A 25250-nucleotide genomic window follows, 5' to 3' on the forward strand; every position below is an offset into this window, starting at 1 on the left:
GTGTCAGGCAGGCGCGGTTACATGGCATCGCCTGCAGGCGTCGCGCTATAATAGCGGCTTTGCATCCAGTGACGAAAGCCTGAGCGAGCGGCAGGCCCCAGATGCAGACTCCGCGATCCGTCTTGTTGCCTTTTGAGCATAGGTAGGCTTCAGGAACACGACGCCCAAGAACACATAGAGGTGCAGCGAAACTTCATGAGTACCGAGACCCAGAGCGCTCCGAACTTCGTTCTTAACCAGATTCGCGAAGAACTCGAGGCTGGCCGTGCAGAGAAGGTTGTCACCCGTTTCCCGCCGGAACCGAACGGTTTCCTGCATATTGGACACGCCAAGTCGATCTGTCTGAATTTCGGTCTGGCACAGCAGCTTGGTGGCGATTGCCACTTGCGCTTCGACGACACCAATCCGGCCAAGGAAGAACAAGCCTATATTGATGCCATCAAGGAAGACGTTGAATGGCTGGGCTTCGAGTGGGCCGGCAAGGTGCGTTTTGCCTCCGACTATTTCGATCAGCTGTATGCTTGGGCACAACATCTGGTACGTGAAGGCAAGGCGTATGTCGACGACCTTTCTCCGGACGAAATTCGCGAATACCGCGGGACTCTGAGGGAGCCGGGACGTCCAAGCCCGTATCGTGAGCGCAGCTCCGAGGAAAATCTCGATCTGCTCGAGCGCATGCGAAAGGGGGAATTTGGCGAGAGTGAGAAGGTGCTACGCGCGCGTATCGACATGGCAGCACCGAACATCAATCTTCGCGACCCGATTCTTTATCGCATTCGCCACGCGAGCCACCATCAGACCGGCGACAAGTGGAAAATCTACCCGTCTTACGATTTCACTCACGGGCAGTCGGATGCGTTGGAAGGCGTGACTCACTCCATCTGTACGCTGGAGTTTGAAGATCACCGTCCGTTGTATGAATGGTTCCTGGCCAACCTGCCGGTGCCGTGTACGCCGCGTCAGATCGAGTTCGCACGTCTGAATCTTGATTACACCGTCACCTCCAAGCGCAAGCTCAAGCTGCTGGTGGATCAAGGTGTCGTCAATGGTTGGGATGACCCACGTATGCCGACCATCTCTGGAATGCGTCGCCGTGGTTACACTTCCGCCTCCATTCGCAAGTTCTGCGATATGGTCGGCGTGAGTCGCGCAGATGGCGGTATGGTTGAGCTCGGCATGCTGAATCATGCCATCCGCTCAGACCTGGAAGACAACGCGCTGCGTGCCATGTGTGTGCTCAACCCGCTCAAGGTTGTGCTGACTAACCTGCCGGAAGGTCACGAAGAGTTGTTTGAAGTGCCTGGGCACCCGGCACGTGACGACATGGGCACGCGTCAGGTGCCGTTGACCCGTGAGCTGTGGATCGACGCTGAAGACTTCATGGAAGATGCACCCAAGAAGTTCTTCCGTCTCGCGCCAGAGAAGGAAGTGCGCTTGCGCAATGGCTACGTCATCCGCTGTGATGAAGTCATCAAGGATGAGGCTGGTGAAGTTATTGAGCTGCGTTGCAGTGTTGATCTCGATACGCTGGGCAAGAATCCGGAAGGGCGCAAGGTCAAGGGTGTCATTCATTGGGTCAGTGCGGTTCACGCGGTGCCGATCGAAGTGCGTCAGTACGAGAATCTGTTCCTTGAAGCTGAGCCGGACCGTGACAAGGATGTCGACTTCCTCGATCACTTGAACCCCGAGTCATTGAGTGTCGTGCAGGGCTATGGCGAGCCAAGCCTGCGTAATGCTGAGCCGGAGACGCGTTATCAGTTTGAGCGCATCGGCTACTTCGTGGCTGATCGTCATGATTGCACGTCAGGTGCATTGGTCTTCAACCGCACCGTTAGCCTCAAGGATGGCTGGGCCAAGGCTCAGAAAAAGGGCTGATTTTATGCTGGTGGGTGTCTTTTGAGGCTCCTGCCAGTGTCGCCCTCCTGTCTCTTGCTTTCTGTATCGCATCAAGGACAGGAGGGTGTTTAGCTTCACGGCCCGCATCGCGGCCACTCGTGACTTCATGATGGAGGCGAGTGGTCGCTGATGGCGGGCCGCTTAATTTTCGCAAGGCCGACAGACGTTTCTTGTCGGCTCAGAGCCAAGGGCGACCACGCATGACCCACCTTGCAGATGCATCAAGCACGCTGTCGATCTACAGCACACTGAGTCGTACCAAGGCACCCTTCGTGCCGCTGGAAGGCAACAAGGTGAGCATGTACGTGTGTGGCGTGACGGTCTATGACCTCTGCCATATCGGCCATGCGCGTGTGATGGTGGCCTTCGATGTCATTACTCGCTACTTGCGGGCACGTGGCTACGAGGTCACCTATGTACGCAATATCACTGACATTGACGACAAGATCCTCAAGCGCGCTGATGAGAATGGTGAGGCCTTTGAGGCGCTCACCGAACGCATGGTTCAGGCGATGCACGGAGATGAGGGGCGCCTGGGCATTTTGCGTCCGGATATAGAGCCGCGTGCTACCGCTCACATCGCCGATATCATCGCGATGACCGAGACGCTGATCGATAAGGGCTTCGCTTACGCGGCCAGCAATGGCGATGTCTACTATCGCGTGCGCCGCTTTGAAGGTTACGGCAAGCTCAACAATCGCCAGCTGGACGACATGCAGTCCGGGGCACGAATCGAGATTGAAGCGGCCAAGGAAGATCCGCTTGATTTCGTACTGTGGAAGGCTGCCAAGCCGGGTGAGGCTAGCTGGCCATCACCATGGGGAGACGGACGTCCGGGCTGGCATATCGAATGCTCGGCGATGTCGACCTGCTGCCTGGGCAACACCTTTGATATCCACGGCGGTGGCCCGGACCTGACCTTCCCGCACCACGAGAACGAGATCGCCCAGTCTGAAGCCGCCACTGGCCAGCAATACGCCAATGTGTGGATGCACGCCGGTGCCGTGCGCGTGGGACAGGACAAGATGTCCAAGTCGCTGGGTAACTTTTTCACTATCCGTGACGTGCTGGAGCAGCACAATCCTGAAGTGGTGCGCTATCTGCTGGTGGCAAGCCATTACCGCAGCGCGATCAGCTATGAAGCCAACTCGCTGGATGAGGCGCGGCGTTCACTGGAGCGCTTCTATAACGCGCTAGAGAATGTTACGCCCGAAGAGGGCGACGTGAGTGATGAGTGGCGTGCACGTTTCATTGCAGCCATGGATGACGACTTCAACACGGCCGGTGCGCTGTCGGTGCTATTCGAGTTGGCGCGTGAGTTGAATCGTGCCAAGAAGGAAGCCCCGCAGCAGGCGCCGGCACTGGCCTTTGAACTCACCTCGCTCGGCAGTCTGTTGGGGCTGTTCGGACAGGATCCGGCGGCCTTCCTCAAGGGCGATACCGAAGGGCTGGCGTTGTCAGAAGAAGATATCCAGCAGCAGATCGAGGCGCGCGCCGCCGCCAAGAAGTCCAAGGACTTCGCAGGGGCGGATCGTATTCGTGACGAGCTAGCCGCTCAAGGCATCATCCTCAAGGATTCCCGTGAGGGGACGACCTGGGTGCTGGAAGGCTAGGCCATGCTTCTCGTGTGTGATTGATATGCTGGAAATAAAAAGCCGCCGCCCATATGGGACGGCGGCTTTTTACGTTGATAGCCATCAGTGCTTAGTCATCATCGTTCAGGCAGCAGCGCTTGATCAGCTCGCGAGTCGCTTGACCATGGCATCGACCATGCGTGAGGACTGGCGTGCCGCCACATGCAGGAATTCCTCGAAGGACTGGCTGTTGTTGTCCTTGCCGGCGATGTCAGATAGCGCACGAATGACCACGAATGGCATGTCGTAGACGAAGCAGGTCTGCGCGATAGCAGCGGCTTCCATCTCGACGGCCAGCATGTCCGGGAAGCGTGAACGGGTGAGAGCGACCAGTTCTGGGTCGGACATGAAGATATCACCGGTGCAGATCAGGCCTTCACGCGCCGTGATCTCGCCCTGAGCTTCGACGCACTCGCGTGCCACTTTCACCAGTTGCGGGTCAGATGGATAGGCGGCCGGCATCTGCGGTACCTGGCCGTATTCGTAGCCGAAGACCACGGCGTCGACATCATGGTGACGCACTTCACTGGAAATCACGACATCGCCGATCTCGAGGTCTGCCGCAAAGCCGCCGGCGGAGCCAGTGTTGATGATGGCGTCTGGTTGATAGCGCTCAATCATCTGGCAGGCACCGACGGCAGCGTTGACCTTGCCGATACCCGATTGCAGCAGCACGACCTTGATACCGTGTAGCTGGCCGATATGGAAGGTAGAGCCAGCGTGACTAGACGTGGTGCTGTCTTCCAGCAGTTTGGCGAGAATGGCCACTTCTTCGGCCATGGCACCGATGATGCCAAGTGTCTTGAGAGACATGATGTAGGAGTCCTTTAGCGCAAACGACACGCCGCCTCGTGATCAAGAGGCGGCGTGGGAAAAAAGAGGGCGTTACTCAGTCGCGAGACGTGCGTCGTGCAGCTCGGCAGCAAACAGGGTGTTTTCCAGTAACGAGGCGACGGTCATCGGCCCTACACCACCTGGTACCGGCGTGATCCAGCCAGCGCGCTCAGCGGCCGGTGCAAACTCGACATCGCCGACCAGTGATCCGTTTTCAAGGCGGTTGATGCCCACGTCGATCACGACAGCACCTTCCTTGATCCACTCACCCTTGACCAGTCCCGGTTTGCCGACGCCGACCACGACCAGATCAGCTTGGCGAACCTTGCCTTCCAGGTCCTTGGTGAAGCGATGACAGACGGTAGTAGTGCAACCGGCAAGCATTAGCTCGAGTGCCATCGGGCGGCCCACGATGTTGGATGCACCGACGATAGTGGCATCCATGCCGCGCACTTGCAGACCACTCTCGCTCAAGAGCGTCATGATGCCCTTGGGCGTGCAGGGACGCATGACCGGCAAGCGCTGAGCCAGACGGCCCAGATTGTACGGATGGAAACCATCAACATCCTTGTCGGTGCGAATACGCTCAAGGATGGGGCGCGAATCAAGGTGTGCCGGCAGTGGTAGTTGAACGAGGACGCCATCGATGCTGTTATCGGCATTCAGCTCGTCAACCAATGCTTCCAGCTCGCTCTGCGTGGTATCGGAAGACAGGCGGTGCTGAGTGGAAGTAATGCCGGCCTTCTCGCAGGCGAGGTGCTTGTTACGGACATAAACCTCGGACGCGGGGTCTTCACCGACCAGCACGACGGCAAGTCCCGGAATACGTTCACCGGCGTTGCGGCGCGCATCGACCTGGCGGCCGACTTGCTGACGTACGCGTTCGGCGATGGCCTTACCATCAATCAGTTGTGCTGCCATCAGCGATCATTCCTTCTCGTGGGCGATAGATGCAGGAGGGAAAACTGCCGCCAATTTTCGCATGCCCTGCTCGCCAGTCAACGCCGAATGACGACCTTGGTCGAAACGGTGGCGATATGTCGACTGAATGCTGACGTAATGTTGCCCAATGGTGCATGGCTAAGCGCAAGAGTTCGCCGTGATAGTTCAGCTGTATAGTCTGGTATGAGCATTGAGAAGCAAGACTCGAGGCAAAGGTGTCTCGGAGCGATACGTCGTTTTTTTCATGTCGTGATTCTTTTGGAAAGAAAATCACGTAAGGGCTTGACCGCAGACGGAAGTTTGGTAGAATACGCCTCGCATCGACGGGGTTCGACAGTCGGTTGAAGACGGTTTCGGGATATAGCGCAGTCTGGTAGCGCGCCTGCTTTGGGAGCAGGATGTCGGGGGTTCGAATCCCTCTATCCCGACCATTTGAATGCAATGCCTTTTAGGGTGGTGTTCAAACTTTATCCGGAGTTGACTCGCAGTGTCAGTTTCTGCGCCTATAGCTCAACCGGATAGAGCAACGGCCTTCTAAGCCGTAGGTTGCAGGTTCGAGTCCTGCTGGGCGTACCATCAGCATGATATTTGTCATGTGGATGGAAGTCAGATTGCGTGTTGTGAATCTGATGGTTACGACCAGACGATGTAAAGTTGTCCATACAGTGGTGGGTGTAGCTCAGTGGTAGAGCCCCGGATTGTGACTCCGGTGGTCGTGGGTTCGAACCCCATCATCCACCCCATTGTATATCAGCTTGAACAGTATCAACGAGATGGAAATGGCAATTTTTTGTCAGGTTTCAGAAGTGGTGGGTGTAGCTCAGTGGTAGAGCCCCGGATTGTGACTCCGGTGGTCGTGGGTTCGAACCCCATCATCCACCCCATTTCTCGATGAATATCAGGATGCTGCCTGGCCCGCTTGGGCGGGCGGCATGCCGCAAAAGGGGGAGAAGGCCAATGGCTTTCTCCCCCTTTTTTCGTGTTTTTCGCACTGTTCCACTCACGCAAATTTCGAGCGGGTACGCACACGATGCGTCCGCAGAACGGCTGAGTAGAGCAGAAAATGGCCTGGTTCCTTGAAAATCTTGGACCAAGGCACCATATGGCATGTCATATCCGCGCTTGCCAGCGCGTGGCGGGGTTTCTACAATCTTCGCCTTTATGATTCGAACGCCACCAGTGGGTAGAGGAAATTTCATGCAAGCTTCTGTCGCAACGACTTCTCCGATCGAGCGCACGGTCACCATTACGGTGCCGGCTTCTGAAGTCGACCAGGCCGTCAACGCCCGTCTTCTGGAAACCGCCAAGACCGTTCGTCTGAACGGCTTCCGCAAGGGCCACGTGCCGATGGCAGTGGTGCACCAGCGTTACGGTAAAGATGTGCGTAACGAGATTGTTGGCGAAATCATGCGCCAGCACTACGTGACCGCCGTCACTGAAAACGAACTCAACCCGGCTGGCTGGCCGAAAATCGACGCGACTGTCGATGAAGCTGGCAAGGACCTGGAGTTTGTTGCAACTCTGGAAATCTATCCGGAAATCGACCTGAAGCCGATCGACGGCGCTGAAATCGAGCGTCCGCAGGCTGAAGTGAACGATGCTGATGTTGAAGAAATGATCGAGACTCTGCGCAAGCAGAATGCTACCTGGACTGACGTCGAGCGCGTTGCTGCCGATGGCGACCAGGTCAACCTCGATTTCGAAGGCTTCCTCGGTGAAGAAGCATTCGAAGGCGGCAAGGCTGAAGGTCACGAGCTGGTGCTGGGCTCCAACAGCTTCATCCCGGGCTTTGAAGAGCAGCTGGTCGGCGCCGCTGCTGGCGACGAAAAGGAAATCAAGGTTTCCTTCCCGGCTGACTACCAGGCTGAGCACCTCGCCGGTCAGGAAGCGACCTTCAAGGTCAAGGTCCACGCCATCAAGGCTCAGGAACTGCCGGAAGTGAATGCGGAGTTCATCACTCAGTTCGGTCTGGAAGCGACTGACGTCGAAAGCTTCAAGGTCGAAGTGAAGAAGAACATGCAGCGTGAGCTGAAGAACGCGATCGAGAATCGCGTCAAGCAGCAAGTGCTGGCCGAACTGACCAAAGCTAACGATATCCTGGTGCCGCAGACATTGGCTGATCAGGAAATCGACGGCCTGAAGCGTCAAGCTGCACAGCAGTTTGGTCTGGGCGAAGACTTCGATGTCTCCCAGCTGCCAGCTGAGCTGTTCCAGGATCAAGCGGTTCAGCGTGTCAAGACTGGCTTGCTGCTCAGCGAAGTCGTCAGCAGTAGCGAAATGGATGTCAGCGAAGACGAGCTGAAAGCGCGTGTTGCCGAAATGGCTCAGCAGTATCAGGACCCGACCCAGGTCACTGAGTACTACACGTCTAACGAACAGGCGCGTAACCAGCTCAAGTCTGTTCTGCTGGAAGAGAAGGCCGTTGACAAGCTGCTGACACAGGCTCAGGTTAAGGACGTTACCATGTCCTACCAGGAAGCCCTGCAAGCCGCTCAGCAGCAGGAAGAAGCAGAAGAAGAGACTGCTGAAGCAGAAGGCGAGCAGGCCTAAATCCTGTCTACCCCTTTTGCTTGCTAGATCAGGACCCGGCTACGGCCGGGTCTCTGGTCAGTGGGCGGGGTAAAGTGGCATGCTCAATGGATATCAACGTCATCGGATGAAGGAAGCCCCCATGAACGACTTCGACATCAAGAATGCTGGCGGTCTGGTTCCGATGGTTGTCGAGCAGAATGCTCGCGGCGAACGGGCCTACGACATCTATTCCCGCCTGCTAAAGGAACGGGTGATCTTCCTTGTCGGTCCGGTTGAGGACTACATGGCCAACCTCGTGGTGGCTCAGCTGTTGTTCCTCGAGTCTGAAAATCCTGACAAGGACATTCATCTGTATATCAACTCGCCGGGTGGATCGGTGACTGCAGGGATGGCGATTTACGACACCATGCAGTTCATCAAGCCCGACGTGTCGACCGTGTGTATTGGTCAGGCTGCAAGTATGGGTGCACTGCTGTTGGCCGGCGGTGCGGCTGAGAAGCGTTACGCTCTGCCGAATTCACGCGTCATGATCCACCAGCCGCTAGGCGGCTATCAGGGTCAGGCGACGGATATCGAGATCCATACCAAGGAAATCCTGACCATCCGCGAGAAGCTGAATCGTATTCTTGCGCATCACACTGGCCAGGATTTCGATACCATTGCCAGTGATACCGACCGTGACAACTTCATGGCCGCCAATCAGGCAATGGAGTACGGCCTGATCGACGCCGTGCTGGAACGCCGTCCTGACGTGGAATAATCTTCCTCGTACACGGCTGACCTGACGTCGGCAAACATGCATTTCCGGCGACTCCCCGGGGGAGTCGCCGCCATTGAGAGGTACGCGAATGGCTGACGGCAAAGGTAAGGACGAGAACGGCAAACTGCTGTACTGCTCCTTCTGTGGCAAGAACCAGAATGAAGTGCGCAAGCTGATCGCGGGACCTTCCGTCTACATCTGCGACGAATGTGTCGATCTGTGCAATGACATCATTCGCGAAGAGGTCCTTGAAGCCGACGCCGAAGGTGATGATGATCGCCTGCCGGCGCCGCGTGAGATTCGTTCGACTCTCGACGATTACGTGATCGGTCAGGACCGCGCCAAGCGTGTGCTGTCCGTGGCAGTGTACAACCACTACAAGCGTCTGCGTGCCGGTCAGAAGACTGGGGACGAGGTGGAGCTGGGTAAGTCCAACATTCTGCTCATCGGCCCGACAGGTAGCGGTAAGACGCTGCTGGCCGAGACGCTGGCACGTCTGTTGAATGTGCCCTTCACCATCGCGGATGCGACCACCCTGACCGAAGCAGGTTATGTCGGTGAGGATGTCGAGAACATCATCCAGAAGCTGCTTCAGAAGTGCGATTACGATGTTGAGAAGGCCGAACGTGGCATTGTCTACATCGATGAGATCGACAAGATCTCACGCAAATCTGATAACCCGTCCATCACGCGGGATGTTTCCGGTGAAGGCGTGCAGCAAGCGCTGTTGAAGCTGATTGAGGGCACTACTGCCTCGGTGCCGCCGCAAGGTGGCCGCAAGCATCCTCAGCAGGAGTTCCTGCAGGTGAACACGGCGAATATCCTGTTCATCGTAGGGGGAGCTTTCGCGGGTCTCGACAAGGTCATCCGTGAGCGCGCCGAGAAGGGTGGCATCGGCTTCAATGCTGAGGTCAAGAGCAAGCAGGATGAGAAAACCGTTGGGCGTGTGCTGGCAGACGTCGAGCCGAGTGATCTAGTCAAGTTTGGTCTTATCCCTGAGTTCGTCGGTCGTCTGCCGGTCATCGCGACACTGACCGAGCTGGATGAAGATGCGCTGGTGCAGATTCTGACGGAACCGAAGAACTCGCTGGTCAAGCAGTACTCGCGTCTGTTCGAGATGGAAGATGTCGAGCTGGACCTGCGTGAAGATGCGCTGCGTGCTGTGGCACGCAAGGCGATCGAGCGTCGTACCGGTGCACGTGGCCTGCGTTCGATTCTTGAGTCTGTGCTGCTCGATACCATGTATGACATTCCCTCTGAAGAGAGCGTCAGCAAGGTGGTGGTCGATGAGTCGGTCATCCTCGGTGACAGTAAGCCATTGCTGATCTACTCCAAGAGTGAAGAAAGTCAGGACAAGGTGGCCGGCAAGGACGGCTAACGCGTCCAGGCCTGAGTATCACCAACGGGGGGCCGCAAGGCCCCCCGTTGCGTATGCGGATACTCATCGTGACCTCTGACAATGTGATTGATCATCGTCCTGTGGCTTCAATTAGCGTTGAGTTACCGCTACAGGTGTCGGGATCATTGCAAAATCATGACCTTGCCCCCATGGTCTCTGAATCCGAGAGCCGCGTGACGCGGCCCACCCACCGAATACCGAGGAACGTCTGCCATGGAGCAGAACGATGATCAGACCCTGACACTTCCGCTGCTACCGTTGCGGGATGTGGTGGTCTATCCCCAGATGGTGATTCCGCTGTTCGTCGGCCGGGAGAAGTCGATCCAGGCCCTCGAAGTGGCCATGGAAGGTGACAAGAAAATCCTGCTGGCTGCGCAGCGTGAAGCCGGTCAGGACGATCCGACGTCGGAAGACTTGTTCGCCATCGGTACCGTTGCTGACATCATGCAGCTGCTCAAACTGCCGGACGGCACCGTCAAGGTGCTGATCGAAGGCAATTCGCGCGCTGATATCAAGGATATTCGTCTGCACGAAGACGGCCACAGCATTGCTGATGTCGTCCTGCGTGAAAGCCAGCCGCTCAGCGAGCGTGAGCAGGAGACGCTGGTGCGTGTGCTGCTCAATCAGTTCGAGCAGTACGTCAAGTTGTCCAAGAAAGTGCCTAACGAGGTACTGGGCAGCCTGCAGGGTATCGAAGACCCGAGCCGACTGGTGGATACCATCAGTGCGCACTTGTCGTTGGGTATCAATGACAAGCAGGCGCTGCTCGAGATGGACAAGGTGCGCGACCGCATCGAGCACTTGATGACGTTGATCGAAGCGGAAATCGACCTGCTGCAGGTCGAGAAGCGCATTCGTACGCGCGTCAAGGAGCAGATGGAGAAGTCACAGCGCGAGTACTATCTCAACGAGCAGATGAAGGCCATCCAGAAAGAAATGGGTGAGCTGGATGACGTACCCAATGAGGTTGAGCAGTACGAGCGTCGTATCAAGGACGCTGGCATGCCGAAAGAGGCAGAGGACAAGGCCAATCAAGAGCTCAACAAGCTCAAGATGATGGGCCCGACCTCTGCTGAAGCGACTGTCGTGCGCACCTACCTTGACTGGTTGTGCGACGTGCCGTGGAAAAAACGCACTCGCGTCCGCCATGATCTCGATCACGCCTCTCGCGTGCTCGACGAAGACCATTACGGACTTGATGAGGTCAAGGAACGCATTCTTGAGTATCTCGCCGTGCAAAAGCGCGTCAAGAAGCTCAAGGGGCCGGTGTTGTGTCTGGTAGGCCCTCCCGGGGTCGGCAAGACCTCGTTGGGCAAGTCCATCGCCCGTGCGACCAATCGTCAGTACACGCGTATGGCGTTGGGCGGCGTGCGTGACGAATCCGAGATTCGTGGCCATCGGCGTACCTATATTGGCGCATTGCCGGGCAAGATCATCCAGCGCATGGCCAAGACGGGTGTGAAGAATCCGTTGGTACTGCTCGATGAGGTCGATAAGCTGGGCATGGACCATCGTGGCGACCCGGCGTCGGCGCTACTCGAAGTGTTGGATCCGGAGCAGAACGACAAGTTCGCAGATCATTACCTCGAGCTTGACTATGATTTGTCCGAAGCTATGTTCATCTGTACCTCCAATTCGATGAATATTCCGGGCCCGCTGCGTGACCGCATGGAGATCATCCGTCTGCCGGGTTACACCGAAGACGAGAAGCTCGCCATCGCGATGCGCTATCTGGTGTCTAAGCAGCTCAAGGCAAATGGCCTCAAGCCAGGTGAATTGACGTTCAGTGAAGCCTCCGTGCTGGAATTGATTCGTTACTATTCCCGTGAAGCGGGTGTCCGTGAGCTGGAGCGTCAGATTGCCAAGGTATGTCGCAAGATCGTGCGTGAGCGTGTCGTAGCGGAAGCGAAGGAAGGTGCACTGGCCTCAATGCACCTCGAAGCTGAGCAGGTTGAGCATTATGCTGGCGTGCGCAAGTACAGCTTCGGTTTGGCTGATGCAGAAGATCAGATTGGTCGTGTCACTGGCTTGGCCTGGACGTCGGTGGGTGGCGAATTATTAACCATCGAATCCGTCGTGACGCCTGGCAAGGGGCGGGTCAGCAAGACCGGCTCATTGGGCGATGTCATGAAAGAGTCCGTGAGCGCGGCACACACCGTCGTACGTGCACGTGCAGAAGCCTTCGGTATCGCGCCTGAGCGCTTCGAGAAGGAAGATCTGCATATTCACGTGCCGGAAGGCGCTACGCCTAAGGACGGCCCCAGTGCGGGCGCTGCAATGGTCACTGCGATGGTGTCCGCTTACTGCGGACGACCCGTGCGCTGTGATGTGGCCATGACCGGTGAGGTCAACCTGCGTGGCGAAGTCATGCCGATCGGTGGGCTCAAGGAGAAATTGCTGGCAGCCCGACGTGGTGGTATAAAGCTGGTACTGATTCCCGAGGAAAATCGCCGTGATCTCAAAGAGATCCCGGATACTATCAAGGATGCACTCGATATTCGGCCGGTGCGCTGGATTGATGAGGTTCTTGAGGTCGCTCTAGCAGAAAAGCCTTCTGCTGAGAAGGATGAAACTCGGTCAGACGATGCAAGTGGTCGTCAGACAATGATCAGTACACATTGACGGATTTTTTCGGCCATGCCGCTGTCGAAACGGCGGTATGGTGCGGTTTTGCGCGTGAGGTTGCTTGACAGTCGTTTGAGGGCGTTGCTATAAACTCCGCATCGTCGCGATCGTGTTTGGTATCCGTATTTCTCGCGCTGATTTCTGGTAATTTTTGCAAATTCAAGGGGTGAATAGTGAACAAATCCGAGCTGATCGAAGCCATTGCTGCATCTGCCGATATTCCGAAAGCAGCAGCTAGCCGTGCACTCGATGCGATGGTCGACACCGTCACTGATAGCCTGAAAAAAGGTGAGACCGTGGCATTGGTCGGATTCGGCACCTTTACTGTCAAGGATCGTGCTGCTCGTACTGGCCGTAACCCGCAGACTGGCGCTCCGATCGAAATCAGTGCTGCCAAGGTGCCGAGCTTCAAAGCAGGCAAGGCACTGAAAGACGCCGTCAACTGAGGTCTGCCTGCGTTGCAGGCTCCCGGTGACGCGGTTCCGATTCGTCAGGTGCTTCATTGTCTGCCGGGTCGGAACCAAGATACCGAAGCGCATCGCCTGGCGATGCGCTTTTTTTGTGACTGTTTTCATGACTGATGCCCAGCCATTATCATTCGGTAGCTGAAAGGCACCTGCATCTGCTGGCGGCATGCGTATAATCATCAGTCACTGAGTCGCGGCCCTTGTGGCCATTCCTATCCCTGTAGTTCGAGGCTTGCATGCTGCAACGAATTCGAGACCGGTCGCATGGCTGGGTGGCCAAGACGATCGTTGGCTTTATTGTTGTCACCTTTGCCTTCTTTGGCGTCGAGTCCATCATTGGTGCCTTTACTGGCAGTAGCGATGAGGTGGCGACCGTCAACGGTGACAAGATCAGCCGTCAGTCGGTAGAAACTGAAGTACAGCGTGCTATTCGTTCTGGCCAGGTGGCGCCGGAGCAGGAGCGTGAAGCGCGCACTCAAATCATCAATCAGATGATCGACTCACGCCTGTTGGATCAGTATGCAGAAGAGGGTGGTCTGCATCTTTCGGATGCCCAGCTCGATCAACTGATCGTGAGCCTTCCTGAGTTTCAGGATGACAAGGGGCGCTTCGATGCCGATGTCTTCCGTAACCGCCTGGCCAGCGCTGGCTATTCGCCGACGTCCTTCCGTCAGCAACTGAGCAGCGACACTCTGCGTGAGCAGCTGCGTCAAGGCTTTGCTAGTAGCGCTTTCGTGTTGCCGAGCGAAACAGAAGCGCTGAGCAAGCTTCAGCGCCAGACCCGTAGCTTCCGCTACGCCACACTGAGCAGTGCAGATCTTGAAGCCCCGGTCACATTGAGTGATGACGAGCTGACGGCCTGGTATGACAGTCACCAGCAGAACTATAGCCGTCCGGCACAGGTCAAGCTGACTTACGTGCTACTGGATCAAGCAAAGCTTGCTGAAGGGGGACAGGTGACGGATAAAGCCCTGCAAGCTGAATATGCTGCCAAGCGCGCTGAAGCACCGCGTGAGATCGCACATATCATGGTTGAGAAGGGTGACGACGTAGCAGAGTCGCGTAGCAAGCTTGAAGCCGCTCGTGATCAGCTGGCCGCTGGCGACGACTTTGGCAAGGTTGCGGCAAGTGTCTCCGAAGATAGCTCGACTGCTGATAAAGGCGGTGAACTGGGTGTCATCACGCGTGGCATCTTCGGTGAAGAGTTTGATGATGCCGCTTTCGCGCTGGATGAAGGTCAGGTCTCTGACATCGTCGATACCGGCGACAGCCTGCACCTGATCAAGGTGACGGGATTGGATATCGCCTCGTTTGATGACATGCGTGACGAGCTGCTGACGGATGCTCGCCAGTCGGCCTCACGCGATGCCTTCAACGAGAAAGCGCAGCAGCTGAAGGATGAGAGCTTCGCGGCAGATGACCTCAAGAGTGTTGCCAAGGATCTCGACCTCCCGCTGCAGCAGACGGATTGGGTCGCACAGGATACTGATGATGCGTTGCTATCAGAGCCTGGCGTGATGTCTGCTGCCTTCGATGATGAAGTGCTCAAGGAAGGCTACAACAGCGATGTGATCGAGCTGGATGACAGTCGTCGTCTGGTACTGCGTGTGGCTGAGCAGCGCCCTGCTACCACACTGGCTTTTGATGAGGTCAAGCAGCAGGTGCAGCGTGAAGCAACTGCCGACAAGACCACCAATGCGCTCAAGGCCCTGGCCGAGTCAGACCTGAAAACCCTGAGTGATGGACAGCAGGTTGATGGTATTGATTGGCGCGAGGCCAAGGATGTTAGCCGCCAGGCCGACTCCCAGCTTCCACAAAGCCTTGTCAAGCAGGCCTTTGCGCTGGCTCATCCGCAGGGTGGCAAGTCGGTATACGGTCATGCAGTGCTCAAGAACGGTATTGCGCTGATTGAACTGACGGATGTTGGTGAATCCGAGCCAGGCGAGATGGATCAGTTCCTGTCGCGCCTCGCCAGTCGCCTGCAAGCGCAGGCAGCGGTGCAGGGACTACAGGAATCCTTGCGTGAGCGGGCTGACATCGAACGTAAGTAAACATTAGTTGTTCGAGAGTATAAAAAACCGCCACCTTTTTTGGGTGGCGGTTTTTTATGTCTGTAGAAGTCCATGCGTAATTAATGCGACCTCGCCTGCCTTTATTGTCAGACGTTAAGGAGGTGGCGGAGTCGCTGTGTCAGCTCACGATGACGAACCTGGATGCCTGCAGATAGCCGTTGCCGTAGCCAGCTGTGCCCAGCGTCGTGATGCAGACGTTCATGCCATACCAGCCAGTAGGAAAAGCTATTGATATCGATCGGCAGTGGTCTGATGGTCAAAGGTAGTTGTTCCAGCATGCTGGCGGCTAGACAGCCAGGCACACAGAGCAGCAAGTCACTGTGGCAGGTGACGCTGAAAGCAGCGAGGAAGTGAGGCTGGCGCAGGACGACTTGGCGACTCAAGCCTTGCTCAGCGAGTGCCAGGTCTACCGCGCCACGTTCATCGCCGCCCATGCTGATCAATTGATGACCCGCCACCAGAAAATCGTCAAGACTCAACGTGGGCTTGGTAGCCAGCGGATGGTCCTTGCGCATGACACAGACAAAGTGATCCGCTCCAATTTCTCGCCCGTGCACTCCTGCCGGAACTTTGGCAGTCGGCACGCACATCGCAAGTTCAGGTCCTCCTTCATCCAGCTGCTGTTCGACATTGCCACCGTAGGCTTGAATATCGAGACGCACGTTTGGAGCTTCACGATGCAGAGGCGCAATCTGTGGCGCGACGAATGCATGCATTCCATAGTCTGTGGTCGCCAGCTGAAAGCGTCGCTGGCTATCCGCCGGGAAAAACTCCGGCGGTGCCAATAGCGCGCCTAGCGCCTGTAGTAGACGCGCTAGAGGCTGTTGTAGTGCCTCAGCGCGCGCGGTAGGGCGCAGGCCGCGCTGAGCGCGTACAAAGAGTGGATCATCAAAGGCTTCACGCAAGCGTCCGAGTGTGCGTGAGACGGCAGGCTGGCTCAGGTTCAGGCGCTCTGCGGCCCGCGAGACACTTCGCGTCTCCAGCAGGGCATGCAGTGCCACGAGTGTATTGAGATCATGGCGTGCCAATTCGGCCAAGTGCATGACAGTCTCCAAGTGTAGAAAAGACCAACGTGAAGAAAGCCAATCCGAGAGGCGAGCGGAATGCTCGCTTGGGGAATCGGCAGTGATTTTCAACCACCAATGATATCAGCCTTGCGCATACCGGAATTCAGTTTTTGGCATTGGTGTGATAACTCGATCGCGAGTAATCTGGCGGCATCTTCCCGCTGGTGGAACGATTACCAGCGGCTATCGTCACATTGAGCAGATCAACGTGATGATTCGACAGACCTACTCGCAAGGAGCATCCCATGCAGACACGTTATTTCACCATTACCGATTATCCGACAGGCACTCCGGAGCGCGAGCTATTCAAGCTGCGTGAAGAGGCACTGGCTGAACTGGCTGAAGGCGAGGTTCGTGTTCGTAATGCCTGGTTATCTGTCGACCCCTACATGCGGGGCCGTATGAGTGGTGTAAAAACCTACATTGACCCCTTTGAGCTGAATGCTCCGCTGCAGGGCGCTGCCGTCGGGGAAGTGATCGAATCACGTGATTCCCGCTTCGCAGTCGGTGACAAGGTGCGTCATATGGATGGCTGGCGTGATATTGCTCAGCTGTCGGCTGATCAGGTTGAGGCGCTGCCGAGCATCGAAGTGCCGGATCAGGCCTATCTGGGCGTGTTGGGCATGCCAGGCATGACCGCCTGGACAGGTCTCAATATCATCGCTGAAATGAAAGAAGGTGATAATGTGCTGGTCAGTGCCGCCTCTGGCGCGGTGGGTTCTCTTGCTGTACAGCTGGCCAAGGCCAAGGGCGGCACCGTCGTCGGCATCGCCGGTAGTCAGGAGAAACTTGATTGGCTTGAGGCACGTGGCGTCAAGGCGGTCAGCTACAAAGGCAAGAACGCTGAGCAACTGACAGCAGAATTGCATGATGCTTGCCCAGACGGCTTCGATGTCTATTACGAGAACGTCGGCGGTGATTGTCTGGTGGCGGCGTTGAATAACCTGCGCGTCGGTGCACGTATCGCTGTCTGCGGCATGATCTCGCGTTACAACGACACTCAGCCGGTGGAAGGCCCTGCGAACCTCGCGATGATCCTGGTACGCCGTGCTCGCATGCAGGGCTTCATCGTCTTCGAGCATTGGGATAACTATGCTCGTTTCCTCGAAGAAGTAGGGCCGCTCGTCGCCAAGGGTGAGATCGAGTATGAAGAGACCGTCGAAGAAGGGCTCGAGCAGACGCCAGATGCGTTCCTGAAGCTCTTCACCGGTGCCAACAAAGGCAAGATGCTAGTGCGTCTGTAAGCGGTTGCTTGATCGTTCTAGCTGATGAAAATGGCTCGCCTCGGCGGGCCATTTTTATGTCATCAGTACGGCCATGAAAGACTTGAGAGGGTATTTCAGAAAGTGGTGATAACTCTATTGATGCCGGTATGGAATCAAAGACGTGAGCATCACCCTCTCCTTTAGTCGTAGTTCTGTCGGTAGAATGCTCCTCAGCATCTGTAGCGATAGGCGGCGATGTTACCTGTCTTGCCACCCATCGCTCTTACCCCGAAAACGATATATCGCGTCAGACGACACCTGCTGGCATTGAGTCCGTAATGGAACCCTGCACTGTCGCTGACGTCGCGAGGAGCGCAACATGCAAGACTTTACCTATCAGAACCCGACCCGTGTCCACTTCGGTGCTGGCCAGATTGCCAAGGTGCGCGATGAGATTCCCGCAGATGCCCGCGTGCTGGTCACCTATGGTGGTGGTTCCATCAAGCGTAATGGCGTGATGGACCAGATCGAGAGCGCTCTTGAGGGGCGTGAATGGTGGAGCTTCGGTGGCATCGAGCCCAATCCGAGCTACCATACCCTGCTGGAGGCGCTGGACGTCATCAAGCGCGAGAAGATCGATTTTCTGCTAGCCGTTGGCGGTGGCAGCGTGGCTGACGGTAGCAAGTTTCTGGCACTGGCGGCGTGCCATGCAGGCGACCCGTGGGAAATCCTTGCTGAAGGCAAGCATCCGCAGACGGCGCTGCCACTGGGTGTCGTACTGACGCTGCCGGCTACCGGTTCCGAATCCAACGGCAATGCCGTCGTGACCAACTATGAGACTCACGACAAGCTGCCGATGTTCAGCGAGCTGGCATATCCGCGCTTCGCGGTGCTTGACCCCGCAACGACTCTGACCTTGCCGGAGCGCCAGAGTGTCAATGGCGTGGTCGATGCCTTCATTCATGTCAGCGAGCAGTACCTGACCTATCCCGTCAATGCACCAGTGCAGGACCGCTTTTCGGAAGGGCTGCTGATGACCTTGATCGAGGAAGGCCCCAAGGTGCTGAGTCAGCCGGATGACCTGGCGGTACGTGCCAATATCATGTGGGCCGCCAATCTGGGTCTCAACGGCTTGATTGGTCGTGGTGTGCCGCAGGATTGGGCTACGCACATGATCGGACACGAGATCACTGCACTGCATGGCGTTGATCACGGTCGCACTCTCACCATCGTGATGCCGGCGCTGTGGGAGGAGCTGTTCGAGGCCAAGCGCGCCAAGCTGGCCCAGTACGGCCGCCGTGTCTGGGCATTGGAAGGCGATGACGAGAGCGTTGCACGGGCTGCCATCGTCAAGACGCGTGAGTTCTTCACACGCATGGGTGCCCCAGTGTCGTTGAGTGAGGCCAGCATCTCGGCTGATAGCATCGACAAACTGGTCGAGAATCTGACCCGTCACGGCTTTACTGCCATCGGTGAGCACGGTGATATCACCCCTGACGTTGCTCGCCGCATTTTGACGCGCGCTGCCTGACGCGCGCTGCTTGGCGGCATACCAGGCGCTCGTCGATACTCAATCCCCTCGTCACTCCGGTGGCGGGGGGATTGTGCGTTCAGGAAGCTCAGTTTGTGGGTGACTGTCAGGTAAGTTTTGTTATTATGTAACAATTGATGCGTACCAATTGCTTTTCCTGCTGCGGAGATTCTTCCATGCCCTTGGATTCACGTGCGCCGCTCAGGCCCATTCCTGTCCATCTGATTACCGGTTTTCTCGGCACCGGCAAGAGCAGCTTCATACAGGCATTGGTCGCTGCCAAGCCTGCGGACGAACATTGGGCAATCCTGGTCAATGAGTTCGGGCAGGTGGGGATCGATCAGGCGCTGTTCGCTGAGCGCGATGACATCACCGTCAAAGGATTGCCCGGCGGTTGCATGTGTTGTCAGCTGGCGTTCGTGCTGCAAGCGGGTCTGGTCAGCTTGATCCATCGGGCGCGCCCTGATCGACTGATCATCGAGCCATCGGGGCTGGGCCATCCGGCAGGCTTGATCGATGTGTTGCGTGGGGAAGGGCTGGCCTCAGCATTAGTGCTGCAGGAGGTGATTACGCTGCTTGACCCTCGGGCTCTGGAGGATGCACGCACGTTCGAACATGGCACCTTCCAGGATCAGTTGAGCCTGGCCGGTGGCGTTGTGCTGAGCAAGCGTGATCTGTCGACTCCTCAGCAGCTGACGGCAGCCCATGATTATCTGGAAGGGCTATGGCCACGCAAACGCTGGATCGCAGAGCTGGGTCGCGATGCAGAAGGTGCTCCGCAGGCGATGAGAGAAGGGGATGATGCCACGCTGATCGAATGGCTGATAAACGGTATCGAGACAGAGGAAGATATTCAGGCGTTTGCAGGACTTGCAATGCCTGCCGAGCATCGCGTGGCGCATGCCAGTGCTCGTCTAGCATCGACTCTACCGCAGGACGGTGACGCGGTTGATGCATCGCGTTCCTCGCCGCCTTCTGATGCCTCATCTTCCGTAATCCCCTTGCCTGGTGCGCCGGTGATCGAGCAGGCAGAGCGCCTTGGGCATGCCAGCATCGGCTGGCGACTGGCTCCCGCTGAGGTATTTGATCTCGACCGTCTGACCCAGTGGCTGGATGGCTTGCCGCGCGAATGGCGAGTGAAAGGAGTCTTTCATGTGCAGGAGGGCTGGCGTAGTTACAACCGTGCCAATGGGCGAGCTGAGTTATCGCCTTCAAGTTGGCGACAGGATTCGCGTCTGGAGCTGATTGCCTCGCACTCGGATGGCCAGTCACCCATGGATAGCAGCGTGGCCTCGCCCTTTGGCGAGACAGCGATGCTGACTCAGGCACTGTTGGCATGTCGCAGTGACGGGGCAGCGGAGCCTTTCAGCTTTTTCCGCTAGATCTCTTCATCTGGACAGCAGCCGTGTTGTTTGTTGAGAGCATCCGGTGAGGTGGCCTGATGGGGGCGCAGGAGGGTCAGGTCAGGCGTTCCCACTCACCGATCAGGCGCAGTGCTTCATCGCGGCCATCACCACACAGCTCACGGTCAAAGCCGAAGTTGCCACACACCGCCGGACGCTCCGGCTGGCCGAAGAGCTTGCACAGGTTGTCAGTGTCGAGCTGAATGCAGCGTACGCCTGCCGGCTTGCCATCGGGCATGCCGGGAATGGCGCTCGAGATCGAAGGCGCAATGCAGCAGGCACCGCACCCGGCACGACAGCCGGGTGCGGGATCAGTGGCCGTGTTGTGGTTCATGAGGCTTCATTGCCTGCTACCTCTTCTCTGGATGTATCCAGCGTAGGCATGACCAGGGGTTGGCGAGCGCTTTCAGGCGTGTGCAGGGCGATGGCGCCCTTGTTGATGCCTTCGTAGGCCTCGACACGGATCGTATCACCGCTCTCGAGTGCGATCTGGCGAGCCAACCAGTCGGCGATCCATTCGATGGTGGTCGGCGTTGGCAGCAGCCAGACACGCTGACGCGGCAGGCGAATGCGGAACTTGCCCTGCGGTGCTTCGTAGCTGAACACCATGTCACGGCCTGGGCGGTCGAACAGGTCCGCCTCTTCCGCCAGATAGCTGTCATGCAGCTTCTCGGCCCACTCTGCTTCCAGTGTCGTATCGCGTTCGCCGTTGCGCTCGATGATCAGCGGTGAGCGATGGCCGTGCGCAATACGCTGGCAGTTGCCCGTATGATGACGCAGGCCATGGCTATAGGTGTAGGTCGCGCCGTCGATGACTTCGTTGCGCAACTTGACGCGAATGGCATCAACGCGTGGCGGAAGCCTGCGCATCAGCAGCTTCTCGAAGTGCTGAGTCATCACCTCGTCGGTAATCTCGGCGACGGGTAGCAGGCAGAAAGCTTGACGTGGGCCACGGACTTCCATGGCGTAGGGCTGGGTGAAGCGCAGTGACAGCCCTTCGGGGCAATCGGTGACACTGACACCTTCCGCCAGTGTTGGCACGATCAAGGTATGGTCCGCATCCTGATCGATAAGCCCCTTGGCCCATGGCTTCACATTGCCGAAGTCGAACAGCATGCCATCGTGGCCAACTTCGCCGTCCAGTTCGATATCAAGATGCTGACTGATGCCGTACAGGCCGCGCGTGTTGCTCCAGGTGGAGGCATCCAACGCTGTCAGTGCCCTGACGAACAGGGTCTTGGTGATCATTGCTTTCATCAATCGATACCACTGATTTTGTGAGTCTGTAGCGACAGCTGCCACTGAGGATTGGCCATGCAGTAGTTGACGCACTGCGTCATGGGCGTCTCGCGGGCCAGTACTTCATGGTAATGCGCCAGCGCGGCAGCGGGCGCTGGCAGTGCTTCCAGTGCGGAGGTATCCAGCGGCTGCAGATAGAAGTGGGTGAAATCCAGGCTAGCGAAGCGCTCTGGCAATGCCTCGGGCTGCGGATAGACGAGTTTGAGCTCATCGCCGGCACTGACGATCAGAGTGCTAGCGCCCTTGGGGCTGACACACAGCCAGTCGATACCTGCTGGCGGGATAACCGTGCCATTGGTTTCTACCGCAATCTCGAATCCGTGAGCATGCATGGCGTCTATCAAGACGCTATCCAGTTGCAGCAGTGGCTCCCCGCCGGTGAAGACGACATAGGGTGTCGCAATGCCTGAGTGCTCCGGCCATAGGCTTGCGAGGAAATCCGCGAGCGACTGCGCCTCGCGAAACTTGCCGCCATTCTGGCCATCAGTGCCGATAAAGTCGGTATCGCAGAAGCGACAGACAGACGTGTCACGGTCGCGCTCGCGACCACTCCACAGATTGCAGCCGGCAAAGCGGCAGAACACGCTGGCGCGCCCTGCGCGAGCACCTTCGCCCTGCAGGGTGTAGAAAGCTTCCTTTACCGTATACATCAGAGAGTGTCCGTGCCCTTGGCTGTCGCAGGCATTTCATAGCCAAGTGGGTCGCTCAGGCCGTGGCTGGCAAATGCCTCTAAGCGCTCACGGCAGCTACCACATTCGCCACAGGCAAGTTCGCGACCCTCATAGCAAGTCCAGGTCTGGCTGTAGTCGAGTTGCATGGCGATGCCAGCGGCCAGGATTTCATCCTTGCGCGAGTGCAAGAAGGGCGCACGGATCTCGATTGGCGAGAAATTGGCGATCGCGGCGACTGCATTCATCTTGTCGACGAATTCAGGGCGACAGTCCGGATAAAGCACATGATCCCCACCATGAGCACCGTAGAAGCAGACATCGGCGTCAATATTGACCGCCTTGGCGATGGCCAATGACAGCAAGATCATGTTGCGGTTAGGCACCACGGTCGAGGTCATCGAGGCTTCGTCGTAGTCAGCCTTCGGCATCGCCTGATCGACATTGGTCAGCGCAGAGTTACTGATCAGGCCATGAATCGCACGAATATCGACGATTTCATGTGCCACACCCAGTGATTCACATACCGCGCGAGCGACATCGAGTTCACGTGAATGACGTTGGCCGTAATGGAAGGAAAGAGCATGTACCTCGAAGCCTTCCTTCAATGCCTGATGCAGTACAGTGTAGGAGTCCATGCCACCGGAATAGATGACGACCGCGCGTGGCGCAGACACCATGTCAGTGGCAGGAGTGCTAGAGGGTGTAGCGGAATTCGGGACGTGTTGAGTCATGACGGAGAATTTCTTTGACCGATGGATTCGGCGCCCGGGATCCGGTCCGGGCGAAACGGGCGCCTATCCTACTCTTCCGCACCGCCTGATGCTACTGACGCGAGATGCCGCAACACAAGTTATACATGGCTTTACGCGACTCGGAATGCCATGGTCGAGATCCAAGCGTTGAGTTGTCGAGAAAATAGCCTTGGTACCTTTCCTATGGCTTGGCATAGACTCAAGTGACTATTATTCGTGTATAGAGTTCTTGTGTGTGCTTTTGTATGGCGACACCGTGTATCTGTTGATGGATTCACCGTAACCCGAGTTGTCTTGTCTCATTCTTGGTGGTGAAAACAGCGTGCTGCTGAAGGCGCTGTCGAACAGGGCCGAAAGGATTTTTCTTTGTCACTATAGGCGGGGTAAACGTGCCTCTCGATATCCTGATCAAACTGCTGTCTTCCATTGAAGAACCCTTGTGGATCTATGATCGTTTCGGCCAGCTAGCCTGGAGTTCTCCGCGCGCCCGTCAAGTGGATAACCAGCCAGAGCTGCCATCTCCTGTGCCTCGCATGCCAGAGCCCTGTGGCTTGAGTGGTCAGCCGAATTTCTGGCTTGTCGGCATTACCGGAAGACTTGGTGATTGGTTGTTAGTACAGCAGACCAATCTTCCGTGGAGGATAGCGGTGTTCGATGATGAGCAACTGATCGCTAATACCTGCGGCTGGCAAGAACTCTTCGGGCTGGCTCGTCCGCGCCTGGAGCCGGTGAGCGAGCGCCGTGTGCGTCTCAAGGCTCCTTTCTCGGGATTGGCAGAAGCAAGAGCGTCCGGTCTCGACGACAAGGCACTGATTGCATTGCGTCGTTTGCAGCCGATCAACCTTTTGTCACGTGACCGTTTCAATGCCCAGGTAGATGAGTTGCTGATTGAGGAGGCTACCGATGGTGGCATCATCTATCTATCTCTGACGCACCTGGAAATCATCAACTCCGCCCATGGTGCTGAACGAATAGACCCGCTGTTGGAGCGCATGGCAGAGTCCATGTCACTGCAGTATCGCGATGCATTGGTCTGTCGTCCGTTGGGTAATGCCTTTGCATTGTTCCTCAAGGGCGATGAAGCGGCGTTGATCGCTCGCGCCAGTGAGCTATGCGAGCGGTTGGTCACGCTGATGCGCCTGGATGGCAAGATGCTGCCGGTGACAGCGCGGGTGGGTATCAGTCTTGCGCCGCTACATGCGCGACGCGCCTACCGACTCATGCATCTGGCAGAACTGGCCATGCTGCACGGCGAGCACGACGATATCGATGTGTGTGGTCCGTGGCATGTGTTCTCGCCGGGAGCTCATATGCGTCATCTCAATGATTACCGTCTGACCAGTGATCTGCGTGAGCACCTTGAAGAGCTCGATCTCGCCTTCCAGCCGCAGTTTGACCTTGTCAGTGGGCAGGCAGTCGGCGTTGAGGTGCTGGTACGTTGGGATCACCCGGAGCTTGGCACCATCGGCCCGGGACGCTTTATCCCACTGGCCGAGCAGTATGGGCTGATCGGTACGGTCGGGGCGCGGGTCATGGATACAGCATTCCTGGCGACGCGAGATTTGGTCACGCCAGATGGCAAACCGCTATCGGTGGCCATCAACGTCTCAGCGCAGGAGTTCCGTGATCCCGGTTTCCCGGCGCGGGTGTCAGAGGCACTGGCGCGGCATGATTTTGCCCCGGAGCGCCTAGAGCTCGAAATTACCGAATCCTCACGCGTGCCGGATCTCGATCGTGTCGTGGAGCGACTGACTGGCCTGATTGACCGTGGTGTGCGCTTGGCTATCGATGATTTTGGGACCGGCTTTGCATCATTACTCTATGTACGTGACTTGCGTGCGTGTCGCCTCAAGATTGATCAACAATTCGTGCGTTGCCTTGATCATGACTCACGCGATCGGGCCATCGTGTCTCACGCTATTTCTCTGGCAGATAGCTTGGGAATGGAGGTGTTGGCAGAAGGCGTCGAAACCGCCGAGCAGGAACGCCTATTGATCGAAATGGGGTGTCATCTGGTGCAGGGCTTCCGCTATGCACGGCCCAAGCGGCTTCCAGAGTTGATCGAGTGGTTGAACCGCAAGCCTTACGTTCATCCATGTATTGGGACTTCCTGACCGCTGTCTCGTGGTAGTGAGACACGAATCGCTAAGCATCGACAAAC

At 57.1% G+C, this 25250-nt stretch carries 19 protein-coding genes and 4 tRNA genes; 16 read left to right on the forward strand and 7 right to left on the reverse strand.

All coding sequences use genetic code 11. The features are described from left to right. Nucleotides 1-195: 195 nt before the first annotated feature. Entirely contained in the window at nt 196-1875 is a 1680-nt protein-coding gene (locus tag CFN46_RS05435) for a glutamine--tRNA ligase/YqeY domain fusion protein (protein WP_024951901.1), read from the forward strand. Nucleotides 1876-2126: 251 nt separating this feature from the next. Beyond that, entirely contained in the window at nt 2127-3509 is a 1383-nt protein-coding gene (gene cysS, locus CFN46_RS05440; protein WP_088743046.1) for a cysteine--tRNA ligase, read from the forward strand. A gap of 123 nt (nt 3510-3632) precedes the next feature. Here cysS and mtnN read toward each other — a convergent pair whose 3' ends face one another. Both mtnN and folD read right to left on the reverse strand, forming a co-directional pair. Then, nucleotides 3633-4343, reverse strand: a complete 711-nt coding sequence (gene mtnN / locus CFN46_RS05445; protein WP_024951903.1) for a 5'-methylthioadenosine/S-adenosylhomocysteine nucleosidase — start codon at nt 4341-4343, stop codon at nt 3633-3635. Between the two features lie 72 nt (nt 4344-4415). Beyond that, entirely contained in the window at nt 4416-5285 is an 870-nt protein-coding gene (folD, locus tag CFN46_RS05450; RefSeq protein WP_024951904.1) for a bifunctional methylenetetrahydrofolate dehydrogenase/methenyltetrahydrofolate cyclohydrolase FolD, read from the reverse strand. Between the two features lie 375 nt (nt 5286-5660). Between folD and CFN46_RS05455 the strand changes: the two genes are divergently transcribed. The 10 genes from CFN46_RS05455 to CFN46_RS05500 all read left to right on the forward strand — a co-directional run bounded on the left by CFN46_RS05455 (nt 5661) and on the right by CFN46_RS05500 (nt 15140). Continuing rightward, nucleotides 5661-5737, forward strand: a tRNA-Pro gene (locus CFN46_RS05455). 68 nt (nt 5738-5805) lie between these two features. Further along, a tRNA-Arg gene (locus CFN46_RS05460) sits at nt 5806-5882 on the forward strand. A 92-nt stretch (nt 5883-5974) separates the two neighbouring features. Beyond that, nucleotides 5975-6049 (forward strand) — tRNA-His (locus CFN46_RS05465). Nucleotides 6050-6115: 66 nt separating this feature from the next. Further along, nucleotides 6116-6190, forward strand: a tRNA-His gene (locus CFN46_RS05470). A 313-nt stretch (nt 6191-6503) separates the two neighbouring features. After that, complete coding sequence (gene tig / locus CFN46_RS05475) at nt 6504-7856, forward strand: trigger factor (protein ID WP_024951805.1); 1353 nt, start codon at nt 6504-6506, stop codon at nt 7854-7856. 121 nt (nt 7857-7977) lie between these two features. Continuing rightward, nucleotides 7978-8598, forward strand: coding sequence for an ATP-dependent Clp endopeptidase proteolytic subunit ClpP (clpP, locus tag CFN46_RS05480; protein WP_024951806.1), 621 nt, complete (start codon nt 7978-7980; stop codon nt 8596-8598). Nucleotides 8599-8686: 88 nt separating this feature from the next. Further along, nucleotides 8687-9976 carry an ATP-dependent Clp protease ATP-binding subunit ClpX gene (gene clpX / locus CFN46_RS05485; RefSeq protein WP_024951807.1) on the forward strand — a complete coding sequence of 430 codons (1290 nt, stop codon included), beginning with the start codon at nt 8687-8689 and terminating at the stop codon, nt 9974-9976. A gap of 234 nt (nt 9977-10210) precedes the next feature. Further along, complete coding sequence (lon, locus tag CFN46_RS05490; protein WP_088742906.1) at nt 10211-12619, forward strand: endopeptidase La; 2409 nt, start codon at nt 10211-10213, stop codon at nt 12617-12619. A gap of 176 nt (nt 12620-12795) precedes the next feature. Further along, nucleotides 12796-13068, forward strand: a complete 273-nt coding sequence (locus tag CFN46_RS05495; protein WP_024951809.1) for an HU family DNA-binding protein — start codon at nt 12796-12798, stop codon at nt 13066-13068. 257 nt (nt 13069-13325) lie between these two features. Then, the gene (locus CFN46_RS05500) at nt 13326-15140 is read left to right on the forward strand and encodes a SurA N-terminal domain-containing protein (protein WP_088742907.1); all 1815 of its coding nucleotides are present in this window, start codon (nt 13326-13328) and stop codon (nt 15138-15140) included. Between the two features lie 107 nt (nt 15141-15247). On the opposite strand, the gene CFN46_RS05505 is transcribed toward CFN46_RS05500, so the two are convergent. Next, complete coding sequence (locus CFN46_RS05505) at nt 15248-16204, reverse strand: LysR family transcriptional regulator (RefSeq protein WP_051510832.1); 957 nt, start codon at nt 16202-16204, stop codon at nt 15248-15250. A 269-nt stretch (nt 16205-16473) separates the two neighbouring features. Between CFN46_RS05505 and CFN46_RS05510 the strand changes: the two genes are divergently transcribed. The 3 genes from CFN46_RS05510 (at nt 16474) to CFN46_RS05520 (ending at nt 20346) form a co-directional block, all read left to right on the forward strand. After that, nucleotides 16474-17472 carry an NADP-dependent oxidoreductase gene (locus tag CFN46_RS05510; protein WP_024951812.1) on the forward strand — a complete coding sequence of 333 codons (999 nt, stop codon included), beginning with the start codon at nt 16474-16476 and terminating at the stop codon, nt 17470-17472. A 340-nt stretch (nt 17473-17812) separates the two neighbouring features. Further along, nucleotides 17813-18964: an iron-containing alcohol dehydrogenase gene (locus tag CFN46_RS05515; protein WP_024951813.1), complete on the forward strand. Its 1152-nt coding sequence runs from the start codon at nt 17813-17815 to the stop codon at nt 18962-18964. A 176-nt stretch (nt 18965-19140) separates the two neighbouring features. Beyond that, nucleotides 19141-20346 carry a GTP-binding protein gene (locus CFN46_RS05520; RefSeq protein WP_088742908.1) on the forward strand — a complete coding sequence of 402 codons (1206 nt, stop codon included), beginning with the start codon at nt 19141-19143 and terminating at the stop codon, nt 20344-20346. A gap of 76 nt (nt 20347-20422) precedes the next feature. Here the strand turns inward: CFN46_RS05520 and CFN46_RS05525 are convergent, their stop codons facing one another. Genes CFN46_RS05525 through queC form a run of 4 tightly spaced genes read right to left on the reverse strand, consistent with a single transcriptional unit; the run spans nt 20423 to nt 23014 of the window. Continuing rightward, nucleotides 20423-20701 carry a YkgJ family cysteine cluster protein gene (locus CFN46_RS05525; protein ID WP_024951815.1) on the reverse strand — a complete coding sequence of 93 codons (279 nt, stop codon included), beginning with the start codon at nt 20699-20701 and terminating at the stop codon, nt 20423-20425. Then, on the reverse strand, nt 20698-21615 hold the full coding sequence (locus CFN46_RS05530; protein WP_141103632.1) for a 6-carboxytetrahydropterin synthase: 918 nt from the start codon (nt 21613-21615) through the stop codon (nt 20698-20700). Before CFN46_RS05530 ends, CFN46_RS05525 begins: the two co-directional genes overlap by 4 nt. A gap of 8 nt (nt 21616-21623) precedes the next feature. Next, nucleotides 21624-22316: a 7-carboxy-7-deazaguanine synthase gene (queE, locus tag CFN46_RS05535; protein WP_088742909.1), complete on the reverse strand. Its 693-nt coding sequence runs from the start codon at nt 22314-22316 to the stop codon at nt 21624-21626. Next, nucleotides 22316-23014, reverse strand: a complete 699-nt coding sequence (gene queC, locus CFN46_RS05540; RefSeq protein ID WP_088742910.1) for a 7-cyano-7-deazaguanine synthase QueC — start codon at nt 23012-23014, stop codon at nt 22316-22318. The genes queE and queC overlap by 1 nt, the downstream gene beginning before the upstream one ends. A gap of 464 nt (nt 23015-23478) precedes the next feature. Between queC and CFN46_RS05545 the strand changes: the two genes are divergently transcribed. Next, nucleotides 23479-25203 (forward strand): bifunctional diguanylate cyclase/phosphodiesterase, encoded by a 1725-nt coding sequence (locus CFN46_RS05545; protein WP_024951819.1) that lies wholly within the window; start codon nt 23479-23481, stop codon nt 25201-25203. Nucleotides 25204-25250: the final 47 nt, after the last annotated feature.

Origin of the sequence: Cobetia sp. QF-1, assembly GCF_002213105.1 — a bacterium.
GTDB classification, from domain to species: Bacteria; Pseudomonadota; Gammaproteobacteria; order Pseudomonadales; family Halomonadaceae; genus Cobetia; species Cobetia crustatorum.

Coding starts and splice junctions, on each gene's coding strand:
- CFN46_RS05510 (WP_024951812.1), top strand. CDS start 16,474: ATGCAGACACGTTATTTCACCATTACCGATTATCCGACAGGCACTCCG.
- CFN46_RS05500 (WP_088742907.1), top strand. CDS start 13,326: ATGCTGCAACGAATTCGAGACCGGTCGCATGGCTGGGTGGCCAAGACG.
- folD (WP_024951904.1), bottom strand. CDS start 5,285: ATGGCAGCACAACTGATTGATGGTAAGGCCATCGCCGAACGCGTACGT.
- mtnN (WP_024951903.1), bottom strand. CDS start 4,343: ATGTCTCTCAAGACACTTGGCATCATCGGTGCCATGGCCGAAGAAGTG.
- tig (WP_024951805.1), top strand. CDS start 6,504: ATGCAAGCTTCTGTCGCAACGACTTCTCCGATCGAGCGCACGGTCACC.
- queC (WP_088742910.1), bottom strand. CDS start 23,014: ATGGTGTCTGCGCCACGCGCGGTCGTCATCTATTCCGGTGGCATGGAC.
- CFN46_RS05505 (WP_051510832.1), bottom strand. CDS start 16,204: ATGCACTTGGCCGAATTGGCACGCCATGATCTCAATACACTCGTGGCA.
- CFN46_RS05525 (WP_024951815.1), bottom strand. CDS start 20,701: ATGAACCACAACACGGCCACTGATCCCGCACCCGGCTGTCGTGCCGGG.
- clpX (WP_024951807.1), top strand. CDS start 8,687: ATGGCTGACGGCAAAGGTAAGGACGAGAACGGCAAACTGCTGTACTGC.
- lon (WP_088742906.1), top strand. CDS start 10,211: ATGGAGCAGAACGATGATCAGACCCTGACACTTCCGCTGCTACCGTTG.
- CFN46_RS05515 (WP_024951813.1), top strand. CDS start 17,813: ATGCAAGACTTTACCTATCAGAACCCGACCCGTGTCCACTTCGGTGCT.
- CFN46_RS05520 (WP_088742908.1), top strand. CDS start 19,141: ATGCCCTTGGATTCACGTGCGCCGCTCAGGCCCATTCCTGTCCATCTG.
- clpP (WP_024951806.1), top strand. CDS start 7,978: ATGAACGACTTCGACATCAAGAATGCTGGCGGTCTGGTTCCGATGGTT.
- CFN46_RS05435 (WP_024951901.1), top strand. CDS start 196: ATGAGTACCGAGACCCAGAGCGCTCCGAACTTCGTTCTTAACCAGATT.
- queE (WP_088742909.1), bottom strand. CDS start 22,316: ATGTATACGGTAAAGGAAGCTTTCTACACCCTGCAGGGCGAAGGTGCT.
- CFN46_RS05530 (WP_141103632.1), bottom strand. CDS start 21,615: ATGATCACCAAGACCCTGTTCGTCAGGGCACTGACAGCGTTGGATGCC.